Annotated in this window: 21 protein-coding genes; 19 read left to right on the top strand and 2 right to left on the bottom strand. The window is 41.4% G+C overall.

From position 1 onward, the window contains the following. Nucleotides 1-199 precede the first annotated feature (199 nt). From gap to A3I5_RS0111065, 11 genes are all read left to right on the top strand, one after another. Nucleotides 200-1,210, top strand: a complete 1,011-nt coding sequence (gene gap, locus A3I5_RS0111115) for a type I glyceraldehyde-3-phosphate dehydrogenase (RefSeq protein WP_018374687.1) — start codon at nucleotides 200-202, stop codon at nucleotides 1,208-1,210. Nucleotides 1,211-1,257: 47 nt separating this feature from the next. Then, nucleotides 1,258-2,031 (top strand): TatD family hydrolase, encoded by a 774-nt coding sequence (locus A3I5_RS0111110; RefSeq protein ID WP_018374686.1) that lies wholly within the window; start codon nucleotides 1,258-1,260, stop codon nucleotides 2,029-2,031. Nucleotides 2,032-2,269: 238 nt separating this feature from the next. Continuing rightward, nucleotides 2,270-2,839, top strand: coding sequence for a ribonuclease M5 (gene rnmV, locus A3I5_RS0111105; RefSeq protein ID WP_018374685.1), 570 nt, complete (start codon nucleotides 2,270-2,272; stop codon nucleotides 2,837-2,839). Nucleotides 2,840-2,872: 33 nt separating this feature from the next. After that, nucleotides 2,873-3,502 carry a DJ-1/PfpI family protein gene (locus tag A3I5_RS0111100; RefSeq protein WP_018374684.1) on the top strand — a complete coding sequence of 210 codons (630 nt, stop codon included), beginning with the start codon at nucleotides 2,873-2,875 and terminating at the stop codon, nucleotides 3,500-3,502. Between the two features lie 101 nt (nucleotides 3,503-3,603). Further along, nucleotides 3,604-4,140, top strand: a complete 537-nt coding sequence (locus tag A3I5_RS0111095; protein WP_018374683.1) for a DUF1697 domain-containing protein — start codon at nucleotides 3,604-3,606, stop codon at nucleotides 4,138-4,140. Nucleotides 4,141-4,152: 12 nt separating this feature from the next. After that, the gene (gene rsmA, locus A3I5_RS0111090) at nucleotides 4,153-5,025 is read left to right on the top strand and encodes a 16S rRNA (adenine(1518)-N(6)/adenine(1519)-N(6))-dimethyltransferase RsmA (RefSeq protein ID WP_018374682.1); all 873 of its coding nucleotides are present in this window, start codon (nucleotides 4,153-4,155) and stop codon (nucleotides 5,023-5,025) included. 448 nt (nucleotides 5,026-5,473) lie between these two features. Next, nucleotides 5,474-6,802 (top strand): PTS sugar transporter subunit IIC, encoded by a 1,329-nt coding sequence (locus A3I5_RS0111085; RefSeq protein ID WP_018374681.1) that lies wholly within the window; start codon nucleotides 5,474-5,476, stop codon nucleotides 6,800-6,802. A gap of 15 nt (nucleotides 6,803-6,817) precedes the next feature. Continuing rightward, nucleotides 6,818-7,717, top strand: a complete 900-nt coding sequence (locus A3I5_RS0111080; protein WP_018374680.1) for a DUF7916 family protein — start codon at nucleotides 6,818-6,820, stop codon at nucleotides 7,715-7,717. Between the two features lie 9 nt (nucleotides 7,718-7,726). Then, nucleotides 7,727-8,038: a PTS sugar transporter subunit IIB gene (locus tag A3I5_RS0111075; protein WP_018374679.1), complete on the top strand. Its 312-nt coding sequence runs from the start codon at nucleotides 7,727-7,729 to the stop codon at nucleotides 8,036-8,038. 9 nt (nucleotides 8,039-8,047) lie between these two features. Then, nucleotides 8,048-8,356: a PTS sugar transporter subunit IIA gene (locus A3I5_RS0111070; protein ID WP_018374678.1), complete on the top strand. Its 309-nt coding sequence runs from the start codon at nucleotides 8,048-8,050 to the stop codon at nucleotides 8,354-8,356. Between the two features lie 24 nt (nucleotides 8,357-8,380). Then, a complete protein-coding gene (locus A3I5_RS0111065) occupies nucleotides 8,381-10,420 on the top strand; it encodes a family 16 glycosylhydrolase (protein WP_018374677.1) in 2,040 nt (679 codons plus the stop codon). On the opposite strand, the gene A3I5_RS12825 is transcribed toward A3I5_RS0111065, so the two are convergent. Continuing rightward, nucleotides 10,403-10,690 (bottom strand): hypothetical protein, encoded by a 288-nt coding sequence (locus A3I5_RS12825; protein ID WP_018374676.1) that lies wholly within the window; start codon nucleotides 10,688-10,690, stop codon nucleotides 10,403-10,405. The two genes, A3I5_RS0111065 and A3I5_RS12825, sit on opposite strands and share 18 nt — an antisense overlap. A 247-nt stretch (nucleotides 10,691-10,937) precedes the next feature. On the opposite strand from A3I5_RS12825, the gene A3I5_RS0111055 reads away from it, so the two are divergent. Next, nucleotides 10,938-12,137: an ROK family transcriptional regulator gene (locus A3I5_RS0111055; RefSeq protein WP_018374675.1), complete on the top strand. Its 1,200-nt coding sequence runs from the start codon at nucleotides 10,938-10,940 to the stop codon at nucleotides 12,135-12,137. Nucleotides 12,138-12,305: 168 nt separating this feature from the next. On the opposite strand, the gene cls is transcribed toward A3I5_RS0111055, so the two are convergent. Beyond that, complete coding sequence (cls, locus tag A3I5_RS0111050; protein WP_018374674.1) at nucleotides 12,306-13,853, bottom strand: cardiolipin synthase; 1,548 nt, start codon at nucleotides 13,851-13,853, stop codon at nucleotides 12,306-12,308. A 531-nt stretch (nucleotides 13,854-14,384) separates the two neighbouring features. On the opposite strand from cls, the gene A3I5_RS12710 reads away from it, so the two are divergent. The 7 genes from A3I5_RS12710 to A3I5_RS0111010 all read left to right on the top strand — a co-directional run bounded on the left by A3I5_RS12710 (nucleotide 14,385) and on the right by A3I5_RS0111010 (nucleotide 21,464). Beyond that, the gene (locus tag A3I5_RS12710; RefSeq protein WP_018374672.1) at nucleotides 14,385-14,525 is read left to right on the top strand and encodes a hypothetical protein; all 141 of its coding nucleotides are present in this window, start codon (nucleotides 14,385-14,387) and stop codon (nucleotides 14,523-14,525) included. A 36-nt stretch (nucleotides 14,526-14,561) separates the two neighbouring features. Then, nucleotides 14,562-16,145, top strand: coding sequence for a hypothetical protein (locus tag A3I5_RS0111035; RefSeq protein ID WP_018374671.1), 1,584 nt, complete (start codon nucleotides 14,562-14,564; stop codon nucleotides 16,143-16,145). 187 nt (nucleotides 16,146-16,332) lie between these two features. Next, a complete protein-coding gene (nrdD, locus tag A3I5_RS0111030; protein WP_018374670.1) occupies nucleotides 16,333-18,507 on the top strand; it encodes an anaerobic ribonucleoside-triphosphate reductase in 2,175 nt (724 codons plus the stop codon). Between the two features lie 66 nt (nucleotides 18,508-18,573). Then, the gene (locus A3I5_RS12770) at nucleotides 18,574-18,717 is read left to right on the top strand and encodes a hypothetical protein (protein ID WP_018374669.1); all 144 of its coding nucleotides are present in this window, start codon (nucleotides 18,574-18,576) and stop codon (nucleotides 18,715-18,717) included. A gap of 299 nt (nucleotides 18,718-19,016) precedes the next feature. After that, the gene (locus A3I5_RS0111020; RefSeq protein ID WP_026217047.1) at nucleotides 19,017-19,508 is read left to right on the top strand and encodes a GNAT family N-acetyltransferase; all 492 of its coding nucleotides are present in this window, start codon (nucleotides 19,017-19,019) and stop codon (nucleotides 19,506-19,508) included. A gap of 549 nt (nucleotides 19,509-20,057) precedes the next feature. Beyond that, nucleotides 20,058-20,633, top strand: coding sequence for an anaerobic ribonucleoside-triphosphate reductase activating protein (nrdG, locus tag A3I5_RS0111015; protein ID WP_018374667.1), 576 nt, complete (start codon nucleotides 20,058-20,060; stop codon nucleotides 20,631-20,633). Between the two features lie 357 nt (nucleotides 20,634-20,990). Continuing rightward, nucleotides 20,991-21,464, top strand: coding sequence for a sigma-70 RNA polymerase sigma factor region 4 domain-containing protein (locus A3I5_RS0111010; RefSeq protein ID WP_018374666.1), 474 nt, complete (start codon nucleotides 20,991-20,993; stop codon nucleotides 21,462-21,464). Nucleotides 21,465-22,171: the final 707 nt, after the last annotated feature.

Genomic DNA, 22,171 nt, shown 5'->3' with positions numbered 1-22,171 from the left:
ATCCGCTTTGGAATAACTTTGAATCCCTGTAATTGAGGGCTTGATTCGTGAAAAAATCTTGCAAAAGCACTTGAAAAGTTATATAATAGAATTGTTGAAAAGTTTACTGGAATTATTTTTAGTGACTTATTTCACAATAACCTTAGAGGGAAACCTCTAAACTAAATTTTATTTGATTTTCATAAGGAGGAAATCACACATGGTAGTTAAAGTTGGTATTAACGGTTTCGGTCGTATTGGTCGTCTTGCATTCCGTCTTATCCAAAACTTGGACAACGTTGAAGTAACACGCATCAACGACTTGACTGATCCAGCAATGTTGGCTCACCTTTTGAAATACGATTCAACACAAGGTCGTTTCGACGGTACTGTTGAAGTTGTAGACGGTGGCTTCAATGTTAACGGTAAATTTGTTAAAGTTTCTGCTGAAGCTGATCCTTCAAACATTGATTGGGCTTCACAAGAAGTTGACATCGTTTTGGAAGCAACTGGTTTCTTTGCATCTAAATCTGGTGCTGAAAAACACTTGCACGCTAACGGTGCTAAAAAAGTTGTCATCACAGCTCCTGGTGGTAACGATGTTAAGACAGTTGTTTACAACGTAAACCATGATGTCCTTGATGGAAGTGAAACAGTTATCTCAGGTGCTTCATGTACAACTAACTGTTTGGCTCCAATGGCTAAAGTTCTTCAAGATAAGTTTGGCGTTGTTGAAGGTTTGATGACAACTATCCATGGTTATACTGGTGACCAAATGACTTTGGATGCTCCACACCGTAAAGGCGACTTCCGTCGTGCGCGTGCTGCAGCTGTGAACATTGTTCCTAACTCAACAGGTGCTGCTAAAGCTATTGGTCTTGTTATTCCAGAATTGAACGGTAAACTTGATGGTGCTGCACAACGTGTTCCAGTTCCAACAGGATCTGTAACAGAATTGGTAACTGTTCTTGAAAAAGAAGTTACTGCAGACGAAATCAACGCAGCGATGAAAGCTGCTGCCAATGAGTCATACGGTTATACTGAAGACCCAATCGTTTCTTCAGATATCGTAGGTATCTCTTACGGTTCATTGTTTGATGCTACTCAAACGAAAGTGTTGACAGTTGACGGCAAACAATTGGTTAAAACTGTTGCATGGTATGATAACGAAATGTCATACACAGCACAATTGGTTCGTACACTTGAACACTTTGTAAACATTGCTAAATAATGACTAATGAGAGGGCTTAGGCCCTCTTTTTGTGTTACAATAGTAGCATGGAAATTTTTGACACACACACCCACTTGAATGTGGAAGAATTTACAGGACGAGAAGAAGAAGAATTGGCTTTGGCTACCGAAATGGAGGTGGTCTATCACAATGTGGTTGGTTTTGATCGGCCGACCATTGAAAAGGCTTTGGAGTTGGCGGAGCGTTTTCCTCAGATTTACGCTACCATCGGTTGGCACCCGACTGAAGCGGCTAGCTACACTGACGAGGTTGAAGCTTATCTTCGTCAACACCTAGTCCATAAAAAGGTCATCGCCCTTGGCGAGATTGGCCTTGATTACCACTGGATGACAGCACCCAAGGATGTTCAAGAAGATGTCTTCCGTCGTCAAATTCGCTTGTCCAAGGAATTGGATTTGCCCTTTGTAGTCCATACCCGCGATGCCCTAGAGGACACTTATACCATTATTAAGAGTGAGGGTGTTGGCACTTGCGGTGGGATTATGCATTCTTATTCTGGCTCTTGGGAAATGGCAGAGCAGTTTATTGAGCTAGGGATGATGATTTCATTATCAGGCGTGGTCACTTTTAAAAAAGCTGGGGAGTTGCATGAAGTAGCTCAAGAAATTCCACTAGATAAACTTTTAGTCGAGACAGATGCTCCCTACCTGGCTCCAGTACCAAAACGTGGCCGCGAAAACAAGACTGCCTATACCCGCTATGTGGTTGAGAAAATTGCAGAACTGCGTGGAATCAGTGCGGAGGAAGTAGCAGAAATGACAACTCAAAATGCCAAACGGATTTTTAGATTAGGACAGTAGAAGGAGCAAAGCGCGCCAACTCCGCACAGTTGATTAGGATGGCCACTAACGATTGTGTAGCAAGGGTTTATGACTTCCAATCAACCACTGCGTCAATCTGTTATTGCTATAAAAAAGAGAAGGTTGAGACATTTTTTATACGTAATCTTCAACGATGACATGTTTTGGGAGTGTGGGCGAAGCCATCATGGTGCTCTGTCCCAACCACTTAAGGATGATTGCCAAAAAATAAGAAGTTATGACAGAAAAAATAAAAATACAAGAAATTCTGGTTGTAGAAGGCAAGGATGACACTGCTAATTTACGCCGTTTTTATGATGTGGATACTTACGAAACCCGTGGCTCTGCCATCACGGATGAAGATCTGGAGCGTATTGAAAAACTCAATGACTTGCGCGGGGTGATTGTCTTTACAGATCCTGATTACAATGGCGAGCGCATTCGCAAGCTCATCATGGAGGCTGTGCCGACAGCCAAACATGCCTTTCTCAACCGCGGGGAAGCTGTCCCAAAGTCCAAGACCAAAGGTCGTTCGCTCGGTGTCGAACACGCTGGCTTTGACGATTTGCAAAAGGCTCTGTCTGGTGTGCTGGGACACTATGACGATGAGAATCACTTTGACATTACCAAATCCGATCTCATGCGCCTGGGTCTTCTTATGGGAGACGACAGCCGCAAGCGCCGGGAATATCTAGGCGAAAAGCTGCGCGTCGGCTATTGCAATGGTAAGCAGCTCTTGAAACGATTGGAACTGTTTGGTGTGAGTTTGAGTGAGGTTGAAGAGGTGATGGAGAATTATAGAAATTAAAAAGTGGATATGAGAATCAGGGAGGAAAATGAAATGAAAACTGTGTACATGTATGTCCAAGATACTATGGCAGATTGGGAACATGGCTATCTGATGCAGGCGCTGAGTTTGCAAGCCATGTTAAAAAAGTTCAAAGTTTCTTTTAAGACGGTGGGGAGGACAAAGGCTCCGATTAGGACAGCCAGTGGAATTACCCTAGTGCCAGATTTAAGTCTGGATGAGCTAGACGTTACGACTGTAGCGGCCTTGGTGCTGATTGGCGGTGATACTTGGTTGGCTAAAGAGCAGGCAGATGTTTTGACATTAGCATCAAAACTTCTGCAACAAGATGCCTTGGTTGCTGCTATTTGCGGTGCTACTTTGGGTTTGGCTAACCTAGGTTTACTAGATGGATGTCCTCATACAAGCAACGCTTCATTTTTCTTGAGTCAAATGAGTCAACGCTATCGAGGGCAGGATTATTATCAAGAGACTGTTGCTGTTCGTGATGGTCAGTTGATTACGGCCAGTTCAGCAGGGTCGCTCCTGTGGGCAAAATATATTATTGAAGCTTTAGAACTCTATTCAGAAAAGACAGTGGAGGCTTGGTTCAAGTATTTTTCAACTGGAGATGCTGCTTATTATGGTGAATTGATGGCTTCGCTTTCTCAGGAAAGTCGCTAGTTGTTTATTTTAGTATCATACTGTAGTGATGAGGGCCGAATGTGTTCTATAGAGATGAATTATCTCTACAAAATCAAGAAAAGTCACATTAGGTAAAACTTATGAAAAAAATTATTCTCTTACGCGGCGTGACGCCGACTGGTCGAAATCGCATTCCCAAGATGGCCTATCTGGCGGAAATTTTGACAGAAGCTGGTTTTGACAATGTCCAAACTTATATTCAAAGCGGCAATGTTATCTTAGAGACAGCCTTGTCTGATGAGACGATTAGAAAACTTGTTCACGACACCATTTTGGAGAAAATCGGAGCGGACTTATCAGTGATTATCAAAACGCCCGCACAACTGGAAATGGCTTTTCAGGAAAATCCTTTTGATGAAACCTATGATTTGTCTCGTATTCACTTGGTATTTACGAATGATGATTTAGATACTGAAGCATTAAACGGTTTATCTCAAACGGATTTTGGAGATGAAACGTTTGTTGCTGGTAGTGAATGCCTTTATCTGTACTTACCTCGTGACGCTAAAAAGAAGCGATTAAACACTAACTTCCTTGAAAAACAACTCGGAATTTGTATGACCATGCGTAAACTCAGTGTCATCAAACGCCTGAGTGAGTTGTCATTGTTATTTTAGAAAGAAACACACATGAACATAGCAGACTATTCGGTAACTAAGGCGGTGCTTGATCGTCATGGCTTTACCTTTAAGAAATCCTTCGGTCAGAACTTTTTGACCGATACCAATATTTTACGTAAGATTGTTGATACGGCGGAGATTGATGAGCAGGTCAATGTCATTGAGATTGGGCCTGGTATTGGGGCTTTGACTGAGTTTTTGGCAGAGCGTGCCGCTGAGGTCATGGCTTTTGAGATTGATGACCGCCTGATTCCGATTTTGGCAGAGACTTTGGAGCGTTTTGACAATGTTCAAGTCATCCATCAGGATATTTTAAAGGCTGACTTGCAGACGCAAATTCAGCAATTTAAAAATCCTGACTTGCCAATCAAGATAGTCGCAAATCTTCCCTACTATATCACAACGCCTATCCTTATGCACCTGATTGAGAGCAAGATTCCCTTTACGGAGTTTGTGGTCATGATGCAAAAAGAAGTGGCAGACCGTATCTCAGCTGAGCCTAATACCAAGGCTTATGGGAGTTTGTCAATTGCGGTTCAGTATTACATGGATGCCAAGGTTGCCTTTATCGTGCCTAAGACTGTTTTTGTTCCGGCACCGAATGTGGACTCGGCTATTTTAAAAATGGTTCGTAGAAGCCAGCCAGCTGTCCAAGTTCAGGACGAGGATTTCTTCTTCCGTATTGCAAAAGCTAGCTTTGTTCACCGTCGAAAGACTCTCTGGAATAATCTGACGAATCATTTTGGGAAATCCGATGCTGTTCGCCAAAAGTTAGAAACAGCTTTAGCGCAAGCTGACCTAGCGCCAAGTGTCCGTGGTGAAGCACTGAGCTTAGAAGGCTTTGCAAGATTATCCGATGCACTTAAAGAGCAAGGATTATAAATTAGAGCATTCTAAAGCTTAGCTCATAAGCTCGTCTTTGTTGTTCAGAAATCAAAAAATATTTTGAAACTTAGAATTCCTATAGTCTAAGATATGATTGCAGCAGCAATTTGAAAAACAAGAGCGACCATTTAGGAACAAGGACTAGCTTAAAAATCTGTATTGACTTGATTCTATTAATTATAAAATATTAAAAACGGCATGAAATTAACGCTTACTTAACGTTGGTTTTATGCCGTTTTACTGTTTTTAGATTTGAGACCAGCCTTTTCATGTGTCTTATAGGCAATAGAGATAATTTGCTAGATTTATTAAAAGTTTAATGGCGTAAGCTCAGGCATGTTGATTAGGAATTTATTTTATAAATTAAAACAAAATATATTGACAAAAACTTTATTTGGTTATAAAATATAATTAAATAAAGCGATTACAAAAAGGAGTATCAATTATGGAAACATTCAATTCATTTGTTGAACAGAAATTTATGCCTATTGCGGCTAAAATGAGTTCTAACAAGTCTTTGGTAGCGATTCGTGATGGGATTACACTATCCATGCCTCTGTTGATTATAGGTTCAATCTTTATGATTATTGCATCATTTCCTATTCCGGGATGGGAAGCGTGGCTGGGTGATATTGGTATAGCAGGCTATCTATGGAAAGGCGTAGATGGTAGCTTTAGTCTACTCGGTCTCATTGCAGCTTTTGGGATTGCCTACAGTTATTCCAATCAGGAAAAGGTTGATGGAGTAGCTTCAGGACTGATTTCGCTTGCTTCGTTTATCACAGTTACTCCATACGTCAATGCAGCTACTGTAGCTTTAGCTAATCCAGATCTTAAATTGCCAGAAGGTTTAGTAGTACCTGGTGGCATTACCGCTTCTTATATGGCAGCTAAGGGCGTGTTTGTAGCGATTCTTTTAGGGTTGATTAGTGCCATTATTTATGACTGGTTTATTAAACATAATATTCAAATCAAACTCCCAGATGCTGTTCCTCCTGCTGTTTCAAGAAGCTTCTCTGCCATCATTCCCGGAGCAGTGATTATATCCATGTGGTTGGCGGTTTACGGTTTCTTAGATGCCAATCATCTACCTAATCTCCATGAGTTAGCACAAACAATCATTGGAGGACCTATCAGCTTGATAGGTAGTAATATTATAGGGGTGATATTAGTAGCGGGTCTTAATTCTTTATTCTGGTTTGTTGGTATCCACGGTGGAAGTACAGTGAATGCCATTTTGAAGCCGACTTGGATTGACAATTTAGCCACTAACGTCGAAGCTTATCAATCAGGTGAGCCATTAAAAGAAATTTTTACGACACCATTTATGGATAATTTTGTCTATATTGGTGGTGGCGGTGCAACGATCGGTCTGGTTTTAGCGATTGGCTGGTATGCACGAAAGAAGCATGGTAGTCAACAGACTAAGGCTTTAGCACCATTGACAGTTATCCCTGGGCTATTTAATATCAACGAACCAGCTATGTTTGGTTTACCTGTTGTAATGAACGTCACACTTTTGCTACCATTTGTTCTTGCACCAATGGTAAATGCCCTTGTTGCTTGGTTAGCGATGTCTTCTGGTTTAGTTCCTTTGACACGTGCGGAAGCTTCTTGGACGATGCCTCCAATTTTATCAGGATTTTTAACAACAGGCAGCATTATGGGGTCTATTCTTCAAATTGTCTTGATTATGATTGATATAGCTCTTTATCTCCCATTCTTTATGACAATGGAAAAACAATTCAAAAAACAGGAAGAAAAACAAGGATAAGTAAGGTGTGATGGTATGGTGAAACGATTTTTAAGTGCTGAGGCTTCAGAGATTGTAGCGATGTCAGCTAGTGAATTAAAGCAAAGTATTAAGGCTTCGGAGGGACGTATAATTCTATCAGAGAATGTGGCTCCGAGAGAGCCTTACATTGCAGAATGTACTAATGCAGAAATGGCGCGTGCCTTTGGAGCAGATTTGATTCTCTTAAATGGCTTAGATGTTTTTGAACCAGTTGTAGCCGGCTTAGGTGAATGTCATGGTGCTATTGTCGAACGGTTACACCATTTGACTGGCCGTCCTATTGGTGTTAATTTAGAGCCTGTTGATTCTACAGCAGATATGATGAATGAAACATTGATAATCTCCCGCGGTCGCCAAGCTCACTTAGAAACGCTTCAAGAAATAGAGCGTTTGGGATTTGATTTTGTTTGCCTGACTGGTAATCCTGGGACAGGTGTTACAAATGCAGCGATTATTGAAACCGTGAGATTAGCGAAACAACATTTTTCAGGACTGATTATTGCTGGGAAAATGCATGCTGCTGGCGTTGATGAACCAGTTGCAGATCTAAAGGTTGTTGAGGCTTTGATTGACGCAGGTGCAGATGTGATTTTAGCACCTTCTATCGGTAGTGTACCAGGTTTTCAAGCGGTGGAATTGACAGAAATGGTCAAGACAGCTCATCGTCAGGGAGCGTTAGTAATGACGGCGATTGGAACCAGCCAAGAAAGTTCAGAGCCTGAAACTATTCGTTACATGGCTATTCAAAATAAAATTTGTGGTGTTGATATTCAACATATTGGTGATGCAGGCTATGGTGGTCTAGCTCCCGTTGAGAATATCTTTACAATGAGTAAAGCAATCCGTGGTCAACGTCATACTTTGGCGATGATTGGTCGTTCAATAAACAGATAAGGAGTGAAAATGAAAACAATTTTATTAGCATGTGCAGCAGGTATGTCTACAAGTCTTTTAGTCACTAAAATGGAGAAAGCCGCACAAGAACAAGATGAAGAAGTTAAGATTTATGCAGTGTCTGTAGCAGAGGTCGATAAAGAATTGGCTCAAAATAAGATTGATGTGGTTTTATTAGGCCCGCAGGTTCGTTATGAAGAAGCCAATATGAAGGAAAAATTAGAACCATTAGGCATTCCTCTAGCAGTTATCAATATGCAGGACTATGGTATGATGAATGGTGCAAAAGTGCTGCAAAATGCCTTGAATTTAATAGTTTAGGAGATTTCTATGGCAGAAGTTAGTTTAGAATCAATCATGGGTTTGATTATGAATAGCGGAGAGGCCAAAAGCAATGCGATAGAAGCTATTGCGGCAGCTAAGGCAAGCAACTTCTCTTTAGCCGATAGCAAATTGGAACAGGCAAAAGCTTCACTTATTGAGGCACACCAATCGCAAACAAGTATGCTCACCCAAGAAGCACAAGGAAATCAATTGGAGTTAACTCTTTTAACTGTTCATAGCCAGGATCATTTAATGACTGCAATTACTTTCGTTGATATAGCAAAAGAAATTATTGACTTATACCGTTTAAGATAATCATAAAATGAGTAGGAGTGCGATATGAAAAAGAGTTTAAAAACTAAATTATGTGTCCTCTTCTGTTTTGTAGCATCACTGATGCTATTTCCAGTAATTGTTGAAGCTCAGACAAATTTAATTCAAAACAGTGATTTTGAATTGGGAGATGTGGCCTGGGATTCTAGAAATAAAGGCGAGGTAACATCCGAACAGAGTTATGGTACAGGTCGCTATTCAGGAGTACTATCTCCTAAAGCTTTATCAGGTAATTTTGCAAACGGATATATTGGGCAAGTTGTTCGTATTGAACCAAACACAAATTATACTGTGAGTGCTTTTGCAAAGACTGACACTGAAGGTGCGGAAGGCTATTTTACCGCTAGGTGGTTTGATAATGACCAGCAAGGAGAGATTGTTACAGATGTCAATGGTGGCGCAGTAGATCAAACAGTTAATTCAACTGAGTGGAGAAAGTATCAATTTTCGTTTAATTCCGGCAATCATACAAAAGTTTTGATACAGCTTGTCAAGTGGTCAGAATCCGAAAAGACGAAAAAATCAAACATATTTATTGATAATGTGGAAATGTATAAGGATAATGAACAGAACTCGGATAAAGATGAGAAGCCGAGAGATGATACTGCCTATAACCTAGTTTGGCGTGATGACTTTGATCAAGCATCGCTAAATCTAAACGATTGGGGCTATGAATTGGGGTCTATTCGTGGTCATGAACAACAGCATTACGTCTCAAATTCTGAAAATGTGTTTTTACGAGATGGCAACCTTGTTTTGAGGGCAACCGACCGTCCAGCAGAAAAACAATATAATAATCCTAGAAATGAGGAACGCAGAGTTATTTACAACTCTGGAAGCGTAAGAACGCATGGCAAAAAAGAATTTCTTTATGGAAAATTGGAAATTAGAGCTAAGCTGCCAAAAGGACAAGGTGTATTTCCAGCATTTTGGACCTTGGGATCAGATTTTTGTTTAGATGGAAAGATTGCTGGTGAGCAAGGAAGAGGTTGGCCAACAACTGGTGAAATTGATGTTATGGAACTGGTAGGTGATTCACAAGAAGGCTCCTATGCAAACAGAACTGTCTATCAAACGATACACTATGGGGAAAATTCAAATCATTTTGGGAAATATTCAGGAAATGGAACAGCTTATTCCATTTCTAATGGTAATTTTAGTGATGATTTTCATACATTTGCGATTGACTGGTATGAAGGAAAAATTTCTTGGCTAGTTGATGGAGTTGTTGTCAGGACGGTTGATTATTCAGATGACGAGCTTGCTTCTAAAATATTCAATAAACCACAATATGCACAGTTGAATCTAGCCATGGGTGGGGCTTGGCCTGGACCTGCAGGGACAGGTTTAGCGGGAACAGAATTTATGATTGATTATATCTCCTATTCCCGCAATGATGTGCAAAAGGAGCAGGCAGATAGATATTACGCTGTTTCACCTAGATTAAATGGTGTCAAAGATGTTACCATTACGGAAGGAGAAGTGCCTGACTTATTATCAGGTGTATCAACGAATCTAAGTGATTATCATGTTGATTATTCCATTGATGATGAGCAGATGTTTGACGATAGTGGGAATGGAAACACTAATGTAAGTCTCCTAGTAGCAGGAAAAGCCAATCGCGAAAAAATTGCAACACTTCCAGTAGGGCGCTATAACATTCACTATAGTGCAATACCAAACGATTTAAACTATGCTAGTTATGTCGATAGAAAAACGGTCGTGCTGACCATTGAACCTAAGAAGCCTGAGACAGAAAGTGTCCCACCTACCACCGAAAAAAAGGAAGAGCCACAGACTAAAGATAGTCCCAATAATGATAAGCGACCTGAGACAAAACATGACAAAAATAATATAGATTCAACAAAATCCTCGTCTTTAAAAAAGGGGGACGATCTTGTTGGGTCGAAGCATTCTGGAACTAATAAAGTGGGTAGTCGGTCGATATTGCCTAAAACAAATGCTTTGAATAATGGACAGATGCCTGTAATAGGAGTAATCTTCGTAGTGCTAATCGGCTTATACTCGTCAAAAATCAAAAACTGACATTGCTAACTCACCTTGCTCAACCATCAATAAAAAAATGAACAACGACTGGCTGTCGAAAACAGAAATCCGATCGTTGTTCCTTTTTATATCTGTTTTATCGGAGAATGCTACTTTATGATATAGAATTTCTAAAACGAAAATACCCTTATTTTGAAAAGAGTGACTTCCATTAGAACCTGTATTCACAAGTAAGGTGCTGTGGCTAGTGGCTCTAACTCGTTCTTCTTTACGAGTTGGTGTTTTTGCGATAAAATAGTGGTATATCATTCCTGATTCAATAGATGTGCTTATTTTTATAGTTTTCCTGTCCTGTAAAAGAGAGGTGAGCTGTCTATAGATGATCTTCTAACTAGCATCACAGGTAGATATGTGAAAAGTAATGTTGCAGCAAAGCAACTTATTTCAAGCAGCATTTTTTGTTTTGTAAAAAGTAGTGCTAAAATCAGGCAATTGAAGAGACTAGAGGCTGTACGTCTGAGATGCGAATTGAAAATAATAAATTAGAGGTATTGAGATGTTGTCGAAAAAACAGACAGAACAACGCAATGAAATTTTAGAGTGTCTTTATTTACATGGTGCCTTATCCAGAGCGGAATTATCACGAATGTTAGGAATTACACCCGCAACGATGACAGAAATTACTGGATATTTGATTAACGACGGTTTGATTAAAGAATGTGGAGAAGAATTAAATGATTCTGGAGTTGGTAGAAAGAAAATTTTACTAGAAGTCTCTCCTCATTATTCATACTATATGGGGATTGAATTGAGTGAGCATAAACTGATTATCTGTTTGACGGACAATTTAGGGGAATGTTTACCGTCTGAAACAGTCGTAAAAGAGTTTGACCAGGATTTTAGGTTATCAGAAGATAATATTAAGCGTTCAGTAGAGGCATTTTTAGTAAAACATGCAGACTATCAGATTAAGGCTATAGGTATCGCTGTTCCGGGACACTATGATTCTAAAAAACAGAAAATAGTATCTAATAATCCATTTTGGGCAGAGTTTCAAATTTCACAAATCCTTTCAAGTTTTACACTGCCAGTGTATGTTAAGAATAATGTTAAGTGTATGGCATTAACAGAACTCTATTTGAATGGTGGGAAGAGGCAGCGCAATTTCCTTTTTTTATCTTTAAAAAGAGGCATATTTGCTGCTTATGTTTATAACGGTCAAATTTATGGTGATACTAATTATTTAGTAGGTGAGGTAGGACATGTCGTTGTCAACCCTGATGGAGAACAGTGTGAATGTGGTAAGGCGGGTTGCTTGCAAACTTATGCTGGTATGAAATGGCTGATCAAAAAAGCAAGGTATGCCTATGAATCTGGTCGATCTTCTTATTTAAATTTATTAGTTGATGATGCCTCGGAAATCACCCTATCCCACCTTCTCCTAGCCTATAATATGGGAGATGAAATCATTCATAAGATTGTCGAACAAGCAATAGACTATTTAACGCTTCAGATCAATAATCTATCAATGATTGTAGATGTTGAGGTTGTCTATATTCATGGTAAACTGTTTGAGGAGCGATCGATTGCTGAAAAATTACAATCAAAATTAGAACAAGCACCACGGATTGTTCAGCAAGAGCATCATATAGAACATTTTGTTTTACACTATAATTCAAATAAGGGTGCGATAGGGGCCTGTACGCTTGCGATTTATAATCATTTCATTTTCAATCATACAGGTGAGAATCAATAACGAACTATATTGACCCTTCCAAGATTTTGTGTGCTCTTCACCGTAAATATAAGCGACTGACACGATACTCTGTCTAGAAGTTGTTCACGCTCTTATATCTCGGACGCAGAAATAACTGTAGCTCATCAAAATGGATTGATGAGCTACAGTTCTTTTGACTTTAAAGCGTTAAAGCATCGGTGCAAAGACTTCAACCAGTCCTTTGATGACTTTGTGACGGAAACTGATTTTGAGGGTGTCGTCATGAATTTCTTGGGAGACAGCCAAGGCTTCTAGGAAGTCTTTTTTGCTATCTGCGATAACTGGGGAATTGTACATGAAGACGGCATTCTCGTAGTGATGAACGAGGCTACGGTAATCCAGATTAATGGTACCGATGACACCATAGATATCATCAACGACAAAATTTTTGCTGTGGATGAAGCCTGGGGTGTATTCAAAGATGCGCACACCAGCATGACGTAGCTCCTGATAAGCAGAGCGATTAACAATTTGGATCAGTGGCTTGTCTGCGATGAAAGGCATGAGAATGATAACTTCCACGCCACGGAGCGCAGCATTTTTCAAATCCTCAGTCAAGTCATAATCGATAATCAGGTAAGGGGTCGTGATGTAGACATAGTGCTGAGCTTGCTTGAGAAGATTGAGGTAGACGATCTTGCCAACATGGTGCTCGTAGATCGGCTTGGGGCCAGAGCCGTAAGGGACGTAAAGGCCACCGTCGCTGGTAACTGGCTGAGTGAAGCTCTGATAGTGATTAAAGTCAGAAACCTCAATGGAGTTGATGTCCCAATTGAGCAGGAAAAGCTTGGTCAAGGCCTGCACAGCCATGCCTTCAAGGCGCATCCCACCGTCTTTCCAGTGCCCAAAACGCTCCTTGATATTGACATACTCATCCGCTAGATTGATGCCACCTGTGTAGCCGACTTGACCATCAATGACGAGGATTTTGCGGTGACTACGATTATTATAGACGACAGAAGCTTTAGGGGTCACACGGTTGAAAGGCGTAGCCTTGATACCTAGCTTCTGAAGTTGAACATCATAGTCGTTTGGCAGGGTCACCATACAGCCGATGTCATCGTACATGAAGCGGACTTCAACGCCTTCCTTGACTTTTTGGGTCAAAATGTCTAAGATGCTATCCCACATCTGACCGAGCTCGACGATATAATACTCCATAAAGATGAAGTGCTTGGCTTGGCGTAAATCCTCCAACATCTTAGCCCACATGCTTTCACCAATCGAGAAATATTGGGCTTGGGTATCCGTGTAGGGTTGAGCTGTCGGGTCAGTCATCATCAGGGCATGAAGCTGATTGTAGGTGGGAGGATCGGATAAGTGTGTGCCCTGTAGCAAGGGATGTTCACCGGGAAGTAAGACATGCCTGAGGGCGCGCTTTTCTATTTTTTGGAAATGCTGGCGCTCTACCTTTGAAATCCGTCGTTCAAAGAACATGACATAAAAAAGACTACCAACACCTGGCAACATAAAGACGATGATCAGCCAAGCCACTTTGTTTTCAGGGGCTGTATTTTTATTAATAATGGATAAAATGGATCCCAGATAGACAATCAGAAGCAGAATCCATAAGAAGGGCGCCTTGTCTGCTAAATAGACGAAGAAGAGGATGACTGCCAAAATTTCGATGATAATGGCCAAGGCGCAAAAAAGATAAAATCCAAAACGGGAGATAAAAGTGTACAGTTTTTCCATGGCTAAATTATAGCAAAAATAAGAAGCTTTTTCAAAGTTTTTCCCGAATTAGAGAGATGAGGAGACTAGCTTATCGTAATTTCTGTAGAAATAGGCAGTCAGGCAGAAATCTATGATTTCGACAACTTTGTCAGGGCAACTAATACTTTTGAAGTGAGCTAAAAAAGTTAGGATAGTCAGCCCGCGTTTTCCACTCACTACGAAAAATAGTTTTAACTGAGTAAGGATTGTTGTGGTAATATTCCTGACAGTCCAGTTATTATTTTTACTAAAAAATTCACCTCTAAGTAACAAGGCAGGCTGGTATTTGAGGAGACGAGGTTTGGAAAGCTCTCTCTTATATGTTTTACAAATCAAAAATTCATGCGATTGTCTCAGATTGCTGTAAGCTGGGAACGAAGAAAATCATGCTTTCTCAATTTCAACAGTTGCTTCTCTGCCTGTTGAAGTCTTATACTTTTGTCATCTCAATAGATTTTGCTTTTCTTTGAGTATTAATCAAAACCAAAAAATGAATTTAAAAGGAGTTTTATGGAAACTGTTCATCCTCTTCAAGATTTCTGGAACGAAAAATTTCATGCCTTTAGGGAACTTGAACGCTATGCGCGGCAAAGTACTGTGACAGAATGCCAAAAGGTTCAAGAAGTGCATGACACTCAGCTGACTTTCTGATATACTAGGATATAGCTAGGAAGTAAGGAGTTACCAATGAGTGAGTACAGTCGTATGGAAAGTTTATACCCGCGTGGAAAGCATGGCAGGAAAAGCCGTCTCAGAAATGAAAAGCGGCAAGAAGTGCCAGTTGAGCGTGAAGAGAAAAGCTCTCGTTTATCTTTGAGAGAATCAAGGATTCATCTACCTTGGGGGATAATTTTTGGGCTAAGTGCCTTGATGGCAGTATTTAGTGTAGCTAATCCTCTGCTGATGCGTTTTGCAGACAGTTTGCAGTCTCAGAACCTCTATGCTGGGGCGGCTATGGTAGCAAATTATATTCCCTATCTCGATTTCTTTGGGACAGATGGTCTGATCTTCTATCTTTTGACCATGCTTGGAAACTTTTGGGGTTCACCATGGCTTCTGATGGGGATTCAGTTTGTTTTCACGATTTGGTCAGGTGCTCTGTTTTATCGGATTATTTGGTTCCTGACTTATCATGATGGGATCAGTCGCCAGATTCTTCTCGCCTTCTACCTCGGCCTTGCCTGTCTGGGATGGGGTGGCCTATATGCTTCTCTTTTTGCCTTGCCTTTTGTTCTCAATGGCCTGTCCTTTATGTTGCGGTACCTGTCAGGAGATACTCGAGATGAAGGGTTCATATTATTTGGCCTTAATGGAGCATTGGCTTTCTTGATTGATCCTAAAAGCATCCTCCTGTGGTTAATGAGTTTCGTTTTTTTGGCTGTGGTTAATTGGAGGTGGAAGCGCAAAGCGCGTGGGTTCTACCAATTTTTAGCGACAGTACTGGGGTTCTTGCTGATTGTATACCTTGCTGGTTACTATACCGTCTTGTATCAAAATATTGGCGCAGCTATTGAGCAAACTTTCCTTTATCCTCTGACAACCTTAGGACTTAGCTTGAAAACGAGTTTTCTTCCGTTGATGATTGCTGCTGGTTTAGTGTTGGTGACAGGACTTCTGACTAGTTTGGTTTATGGTGTGATGGCCATAGTTGCTTCGGACAACAAGCCTATCCCAATCTTTCTTTATCTCCTGTTTTTGACGACTGCTATCTTAGCCGTTTTAGAAACACCATTTTCTGTCTCCAATCTGATTCCTCTCTTGCCACACGGTCTTTTGTTGACGGGGCTTTATATGGCTAGCACAATCAAAGTGTTGCCTTCAGATGATGATGAATTTATTGACTACACAGAGCCTAAGTCTTATGTTGCGCTCAATGGTTTTCTGCCGATCCTTGCGCTTCTTTATCTCGTTGCTTATCCTGCTTGGTTGTGGGTTAGCCAAGCGAGGGTTCAGGAAGAGCGCCTTCTTGTCGCTCAGCATATTGCGGCTAATACGGGCGAAGATGAGAAAATTTATGCTTGGGATAATAGTGCCTTGGTCTACCTAGAAAGCGGTCGTTGGGCTTCAGCTGCGTACATTACGCCAGATACCTATCTGGTTGATGAAGATAAGCGGTCGGATCTTAACCTAGCGCTCGGTTATGACAGGGCTAGTTATGTAGTGGTCAATCAAAATCAACCGATGCTTGATTCTTTTGCCAATCATTTGGCTAAATCTTATGAGGAAATCGACCTGAACCTGCATGAATTCAAGGTTTATCGCCTAAAATAGAACAACAATATCTTGTGTTTTTAAAATAAAAAATTTAAAAACTCACACAAGATATTGTTTTTTTATCTTTTAAGTGCTACAATAGGTAACAGATATTATCAAGCCACCTTAAAGGCTAGACTCATCAGGTAATGGATGAGAAATTTGGCGAAGTAGCTTTTAAGGTTTAGAAAAGGGGTCGGAAAACATGAGCCAAGTAGCAACTCTTTTTGTTCTTAAACGGGACGGTAGAAGGGTGACTTTTGATCGGGATAAGATTTATCAAGCTCTCGTTAAAGCAGCACAGGCGATTGGAGGAATGACGCCGCTCTTGGAAAAAGAGATTGAATATATCACGGACCGAGCGGTGGCAGAGATTTTTAGTCGCTTTCAAACGGATGTTAAAATCTACGAAATCCAAGCTATTGTCGAGCACGAGCTTTTAGAGAGCAAAGCCTATCAGCTGGCCGATGCTTATATCACTTATCGAAAAGACCGTGATTTTGCACGCGCGCAAGCGACGGACATTAATTTTTCAATTGACAAGCTGATTAACAAGGACCAGACTGTGGTCAATGAAAATGCCAATAAGGACAGTGATGTTTTCAATACCCAACGCGATTTAACCGCAGGGATTGTCGGGAAATCCATTGGCCTCAAGATGCTCCCTAGTCATGTGGCTAATGCCCACCAAAAGGGAGATATTCACTACCACGATCTGGACTACAGTCCTTATACACCTATGACCAATTGTTGTTTGATCGATTTTGAAGGCATGTTGCGGGATGGTTTTAAGATTGGCAATGCTGATGTGGAGACGCCTAAGTCCATTCAGACAGCGACAGCGCAGATTTCCCAAATTATTGCCAATGTCGCGTCCAGCCAGTACGGTGGCTGCTCGGCAGACCGTATCGATGAGACACTAGCTCCTTATGCGGCTAAAAATTATCAAAAACATATGGCTGATGCTGAGATTTGGGTGGCAGAGGACAAGCGCGAAGCCTATGCGCGTGAGAAAACCACTAAGGATATTTATGATGCGATGCAGTCCTTGGAGTACGAGATAAACACTCTCTTTACCTCTAACGGTCAGACACCTTTTACCTCGCTTGGTTTTGGTCTTGGAACATCATGGCTGGCGCGGGAAATTCAAAAAGCCATTCTCAACATTCGTATCAAGGGTTTGGGTGCTGAACACCGCACAGCTATTTTTCCAAAGTTGATTTTCACTGTTAAGCGTGGTCTCAACTTAGAGCCAGATTCACCTAACTATGACATCAAGCAATTGGCTATTGAGTGCGCGACTAAGCGTATGTACCCAGACATGCTCAGCTACGACAAGATTGTCGAGTTGACGGGTTCCTTCAAGGTGCCTATGGGGTGTCGTTCCTTCCTTCAAGGTTGGAAGGATGAAAATGGTATCGAGGTCAATTCAGGCCGGATGAACTTAGGTGTGGTGACGGTCAATCTTCCTCGGATTGTTATGGAGTCAGCAGGTGATAAGGATAAATTCTGGCAAATTTTCGCCGAGCGGATGGCTATTCTTCATGACGCCTTAGTTTACCGAGTGGAGCGAGTCAAGGAAGCTACACCTGTTAATGCACCAATCCTTTACCAGTATGGTGCTTTTGGTAAGCGTCTGGCTAAAGATGATGCGGTAGACCAAGTTTTCAAGCATCGCAGGGCTACTGTCTCTATGGGCTATATCGGTCTTTACGAGGTGGCTACTGTCTTTTATGGCGGAAATTGGGAAAACAATCCTGAGGCAAAGGAGTTCACAGTTGACATTATTCGTGAGATGAAGCGTTTAGCAGATGAATGGTCTAATCGATATGACTATCATTTCTCCATCTACTCAACGCCATCTGAAAGTCTAACGGACCGTTTTTGTCGCTTAGATACTGAGAAATTTGGTATTGTTGAGAACATCACCGACAAGGAATACTACACCAACTCCTTCCATTATGATGTTCGCAAGAACCCGACACCGTTTGAGAAATTAGACTTTGAAAAGATTTATCCTGAGGTCGGAGCTAGCGGTGGGTTTATCCATTATTGTGAATACCCTGTCCTTCAGCAAAATCCGAAAGCTTTAGAAGCCGTCTGGGACTATGCCTACGATCGGGTTGGTTATTTGGGAACAAATACCCCGATTGACCGTTGTTATGAGTGCCATTTTGAGGGAGATTTTGAGCCGACAGCGCGTGGCTTTACCTGCCCTAACTGTGGTAATCATGATCCGAAGACAGTTGATGTGGTTAAGCGAACCTGTGGTTATCTGGGAAACCCTCAGGCCAGACCGATGGTCAATGGCCGTCACAAGGAAATCTCAGCCCGCGTTAAACACATGAATGGGTCAACCATTAAAAATCCAGGTGAATAACATTCAGATTTTAAAAAATATGATTGTCTGCCACGGGCCTATATGAAACACTAGAAAAGAGAGAAAATGGGAAAGTACCAATTAGATTATAAGGGGATGAAGCAGGTGGAGCGCTTCCACGAGAAGCATTCATCTGAAAACAAGAACAAGGCAGATAAGGCTAGGGCTCTCAAGGCGCAGTTCGCTCAAAAATTGACCAAGAAGAACTAAGAACCTGTATTCACAGGCATATTTCCCATCTCAGCTCTTATTTGGAGCCACTCATCGTTAGATTTTTTTGAAATACGTCAGTATTTCAAAAAAATCTGCCTTGATCGTCCCTAAAATCAGAGCTAATCTGGGAAATCTTCCTTTGTGAATACAGGTCCTAAGCTATTTGTGCTGCTAAAAATCGGGCTGGTTAGGCTGGGAGTATCGTCCAGCAGGCCGGCTCAGTCAGACTATCCATGATCAGTTCGCAGCTCTAAGAAGCCTGTTGGTGCTCTAAATTCTAAGGAGAGAGAATAGTGATAAGACTACGACGACCAGAACAAGATGACCGCGAAACGGTTTTAGACATGATAGCAGAGTTTGAAGATTCAGGTTCCGCCCATGACGGTGGCTTTTGGACAGCGGATGATTTTGATTATGAAGAATGGTTACTAACTAATCTTGACCAAGAGCTAGGGCTCAATCTGCCAGAGGGGTGGGTGCCTGCTATCCAATTAGTCGGTTTTGACGAGACTGGCCAAGCAGTCGGTTTTCTCAATCTCCGCCTGCGACTCAATGATTACCTGCTGACGCATGGAGGTCATATTGGCTATTCGGTGCGTCCAAGCAAACAAGGTCGAGGTCATGCCAAGGAAATGCTGGCTCAGGGTCTTGAGCTGGCCAAATCTAAAAATATTGAGAAGGTTCTTGTGACCTGTGACCAAACCAATATTGCTAGTCGTGCAGTCATATTGGCTAACGGTGGAAACTTGGAAGATGTTCGTGAGGGCACTGAGCGTTATTGGATTTAACTAAAACAGGGACTAAAAACGAGAGAAATTTAGAAGAGTCTAGGATGGGAGTGAGACAGAAGTTGTGATATCATTGAAATCGATTTTGTCGTTTCACCCCCACTTAGCAGTGGTTCATTGGGAGTGGGAAATAACTCGAGCAATCAAAAAAGAGTTCGTTTTCCCACCCCCGCACAGTTGATTAGGCTGGATTTTGAGTGTAAAACACGAACAAATCTGCCAATCAACCACTGCGCTGAGAACTTTACGCAAATGATGAGAGGTGAGATTGGACTTTTTATACGTAATCTTCAACGGTTACATGCTTTGGGGGTGAGGGGCGAAGCCAACATCTGCGTCAACCTGTTCAAATCAAAGAAACGAGATTGAGCACCTTTGAGCCTACCTCATTTTACTCCCCAAAGTATACTAAAATGAAGAATGTCATTCCTAATTCATTTGAGTATAAAATCGCTTATACTTTAGTAGTACCAAGTTTAGGACTTATCTTCTGATTTCTAATTTTTCCACGGAGCTTCAAGGTCCGTTCTATCTTAGTGGAGAAGTGATATGAACAATCCCAAACCTCAGGAATGGAAGGCTGAGGAACTTAGTCAAGGTCGTATTATCGATTATAAGGCCTTTAATTTTGTAGATGGCGAGGGTGTGCGTTGTAGCCTCTATGTCTCGGGCTGTATGTTTCACTGTGAGGGGTGCTACAATGTAGCGACCTGGAATTTCAAAGCAGGTATTCCTTATACACCAGAACTGGAGGAGCAGATTATGGCTGATTTGGCTCAGCCCTATGTTCAGGGCTTGACCCTTCTGGGTGGCGAGCCTTTTCTGAACACAGGGATTCTCCTTCCCTTGGTCAAACGCATCCGCAGGGAATTGCCAACTAAGGACATTTGGTCTTGGACGGGTTATACCTGGGAGGAGATGCTGCTGGAGACACCAGATAAGTTAGAGTTGCTCTCTTATCTAGATATCTTGGTAGATGGACGTTTTGATCGGACCAAGAAAAATCTTATGCTTCAGTTCCGAGGATCCTCCAATCAACGTATTATTGACGTGCAAAAGTCTCTAGCGCAAAATAAAGTCATCATCTGGGACAAGCTTAATGATGGGGCTGCGGCGGAGCAATAATGCGGTGTAGGACCTTGTGTTCACACCAATCAGTATGACGCTAGTCTCGTAAAATACAGTCAGTCTTTCAGTTTGCTTTGAATAGCAGAGAATGAACCACAGATATGGCTGAGGATAGAAGGTTTGAGTTGGAACGTAAACTGCTTTAATGTTCGAAAAATGATCTTCTGAATCAAAGGAGCTTGCTTGTGAATGCAAGTTCTAAGCATAGGATAAATCTCGTGAGTACTCTCTCGGGATTTTTCATTTTGACCATTGGTGAGTGAAAGGCGACCGTTTATGAAATCCTGACCACAGGGCGCTAAAAATAGGTTACAATGCTCCTATCTTAACAAAAGAATGCTAAAGGAGATAGTGATGACATTTGAATCTATTTATAAAAAGGTGGCACCCATCGTGCACAAAACGCGCAAGGACTACTACATCCAGCTGTGGGATCAAGAAGACTGGGATCAGGAAGGGATGCTGACCTTATCACGCTTGTTGACCGCCTGCCCAGGGATTGAAAACAATGAAGGAGAGTTATTCCGCTTTTTCAAGACCAAGTTTCGGAATTACGTGCTGGACATGGTTCGTAAGCAGGAGAGTGACAAGCGCAAGCTCAACCGCCAAAACTATGAGGAAGTGAGCGAGGTAGCGCATAAGCTCTACATTCGTGAGATGGCTACAGCTGATCGGGTCATTTTGCGAGACATGCTGGAGCAGTACCGACAGGCTTTGCCAGAGCCTTTGCAGGACAATTTTGACCGTCTCATGGGAGGAGAGGTTTTTCGAGGACGCAAGGATATGTTGCGTGATTTGAAGATTTATTTGAAGGATTTTAAACAGTAGAACGAGACTGGGACAGACCATCATGACAGTCTGTCCCAGTCTTATGAAGCATCTAAGACAAAAGATTTTTATCTAAAACTTTGCAGAACATCTAAAAACGAACAAAGGCAGCATTTCGATCAGCTGAAATCCAACTTTGTTCGTTTTTGTTGTTTAGACAAGACTTTTGATACTTAATCTTCAAAATGATTATAAGCCTGGAAATGATCATGGTGGTCTGTCTCAGACTTTTGTTTATTCCTCTTTATGTGTCTGAGATGACTGCCATTGAACAAATTTAGGCTACGATCAGCTTTTTCAATCTCTTGAAGCGATGATGAATCGCTTATGTTCTACCATCAATTCTTTGACAGCAACTGCCATTAGAATAATAACAGAGAGATATTGAACTGGAAGTGGTCTAACGCAGGATGTAAATAATCCCTAAGCGATATCGCTTATGACAATTCATCTGATCTTTATAGGAGCGTAAGTTAAGACTTGTGATCAGTTTATTTTGACACCAAACGAGACTTGTTAAGACTAGCTTCATTTTCGATGTGCTCAGTTTTCAAAGAGATAAACGTAATTCCGTAAATCTTGTTACGGAGTGGCTTTAAATAGAGTCTGATAATGGCTTTAGACAAAGGTTTACAGGTGTTTTAGTCTGGCCAATAGTTTTGATCGATGGGAAGCCAGTTCAAGATAACTATAGATGACTGTATTGT

This window comes from Streptococcus merionis DSM 19192 (assembly GCF_000380085.1).
GTDB lineage: Bacteria > Bacillota > Bacilli > Lactobacillales > Streptococcaceae > Streptococcus > Streptococcus merionis.
Note: the sequence above shows the minus strand (reverse complement) of the source record. Positions and strands in the feature narration are given on the sequence as shown.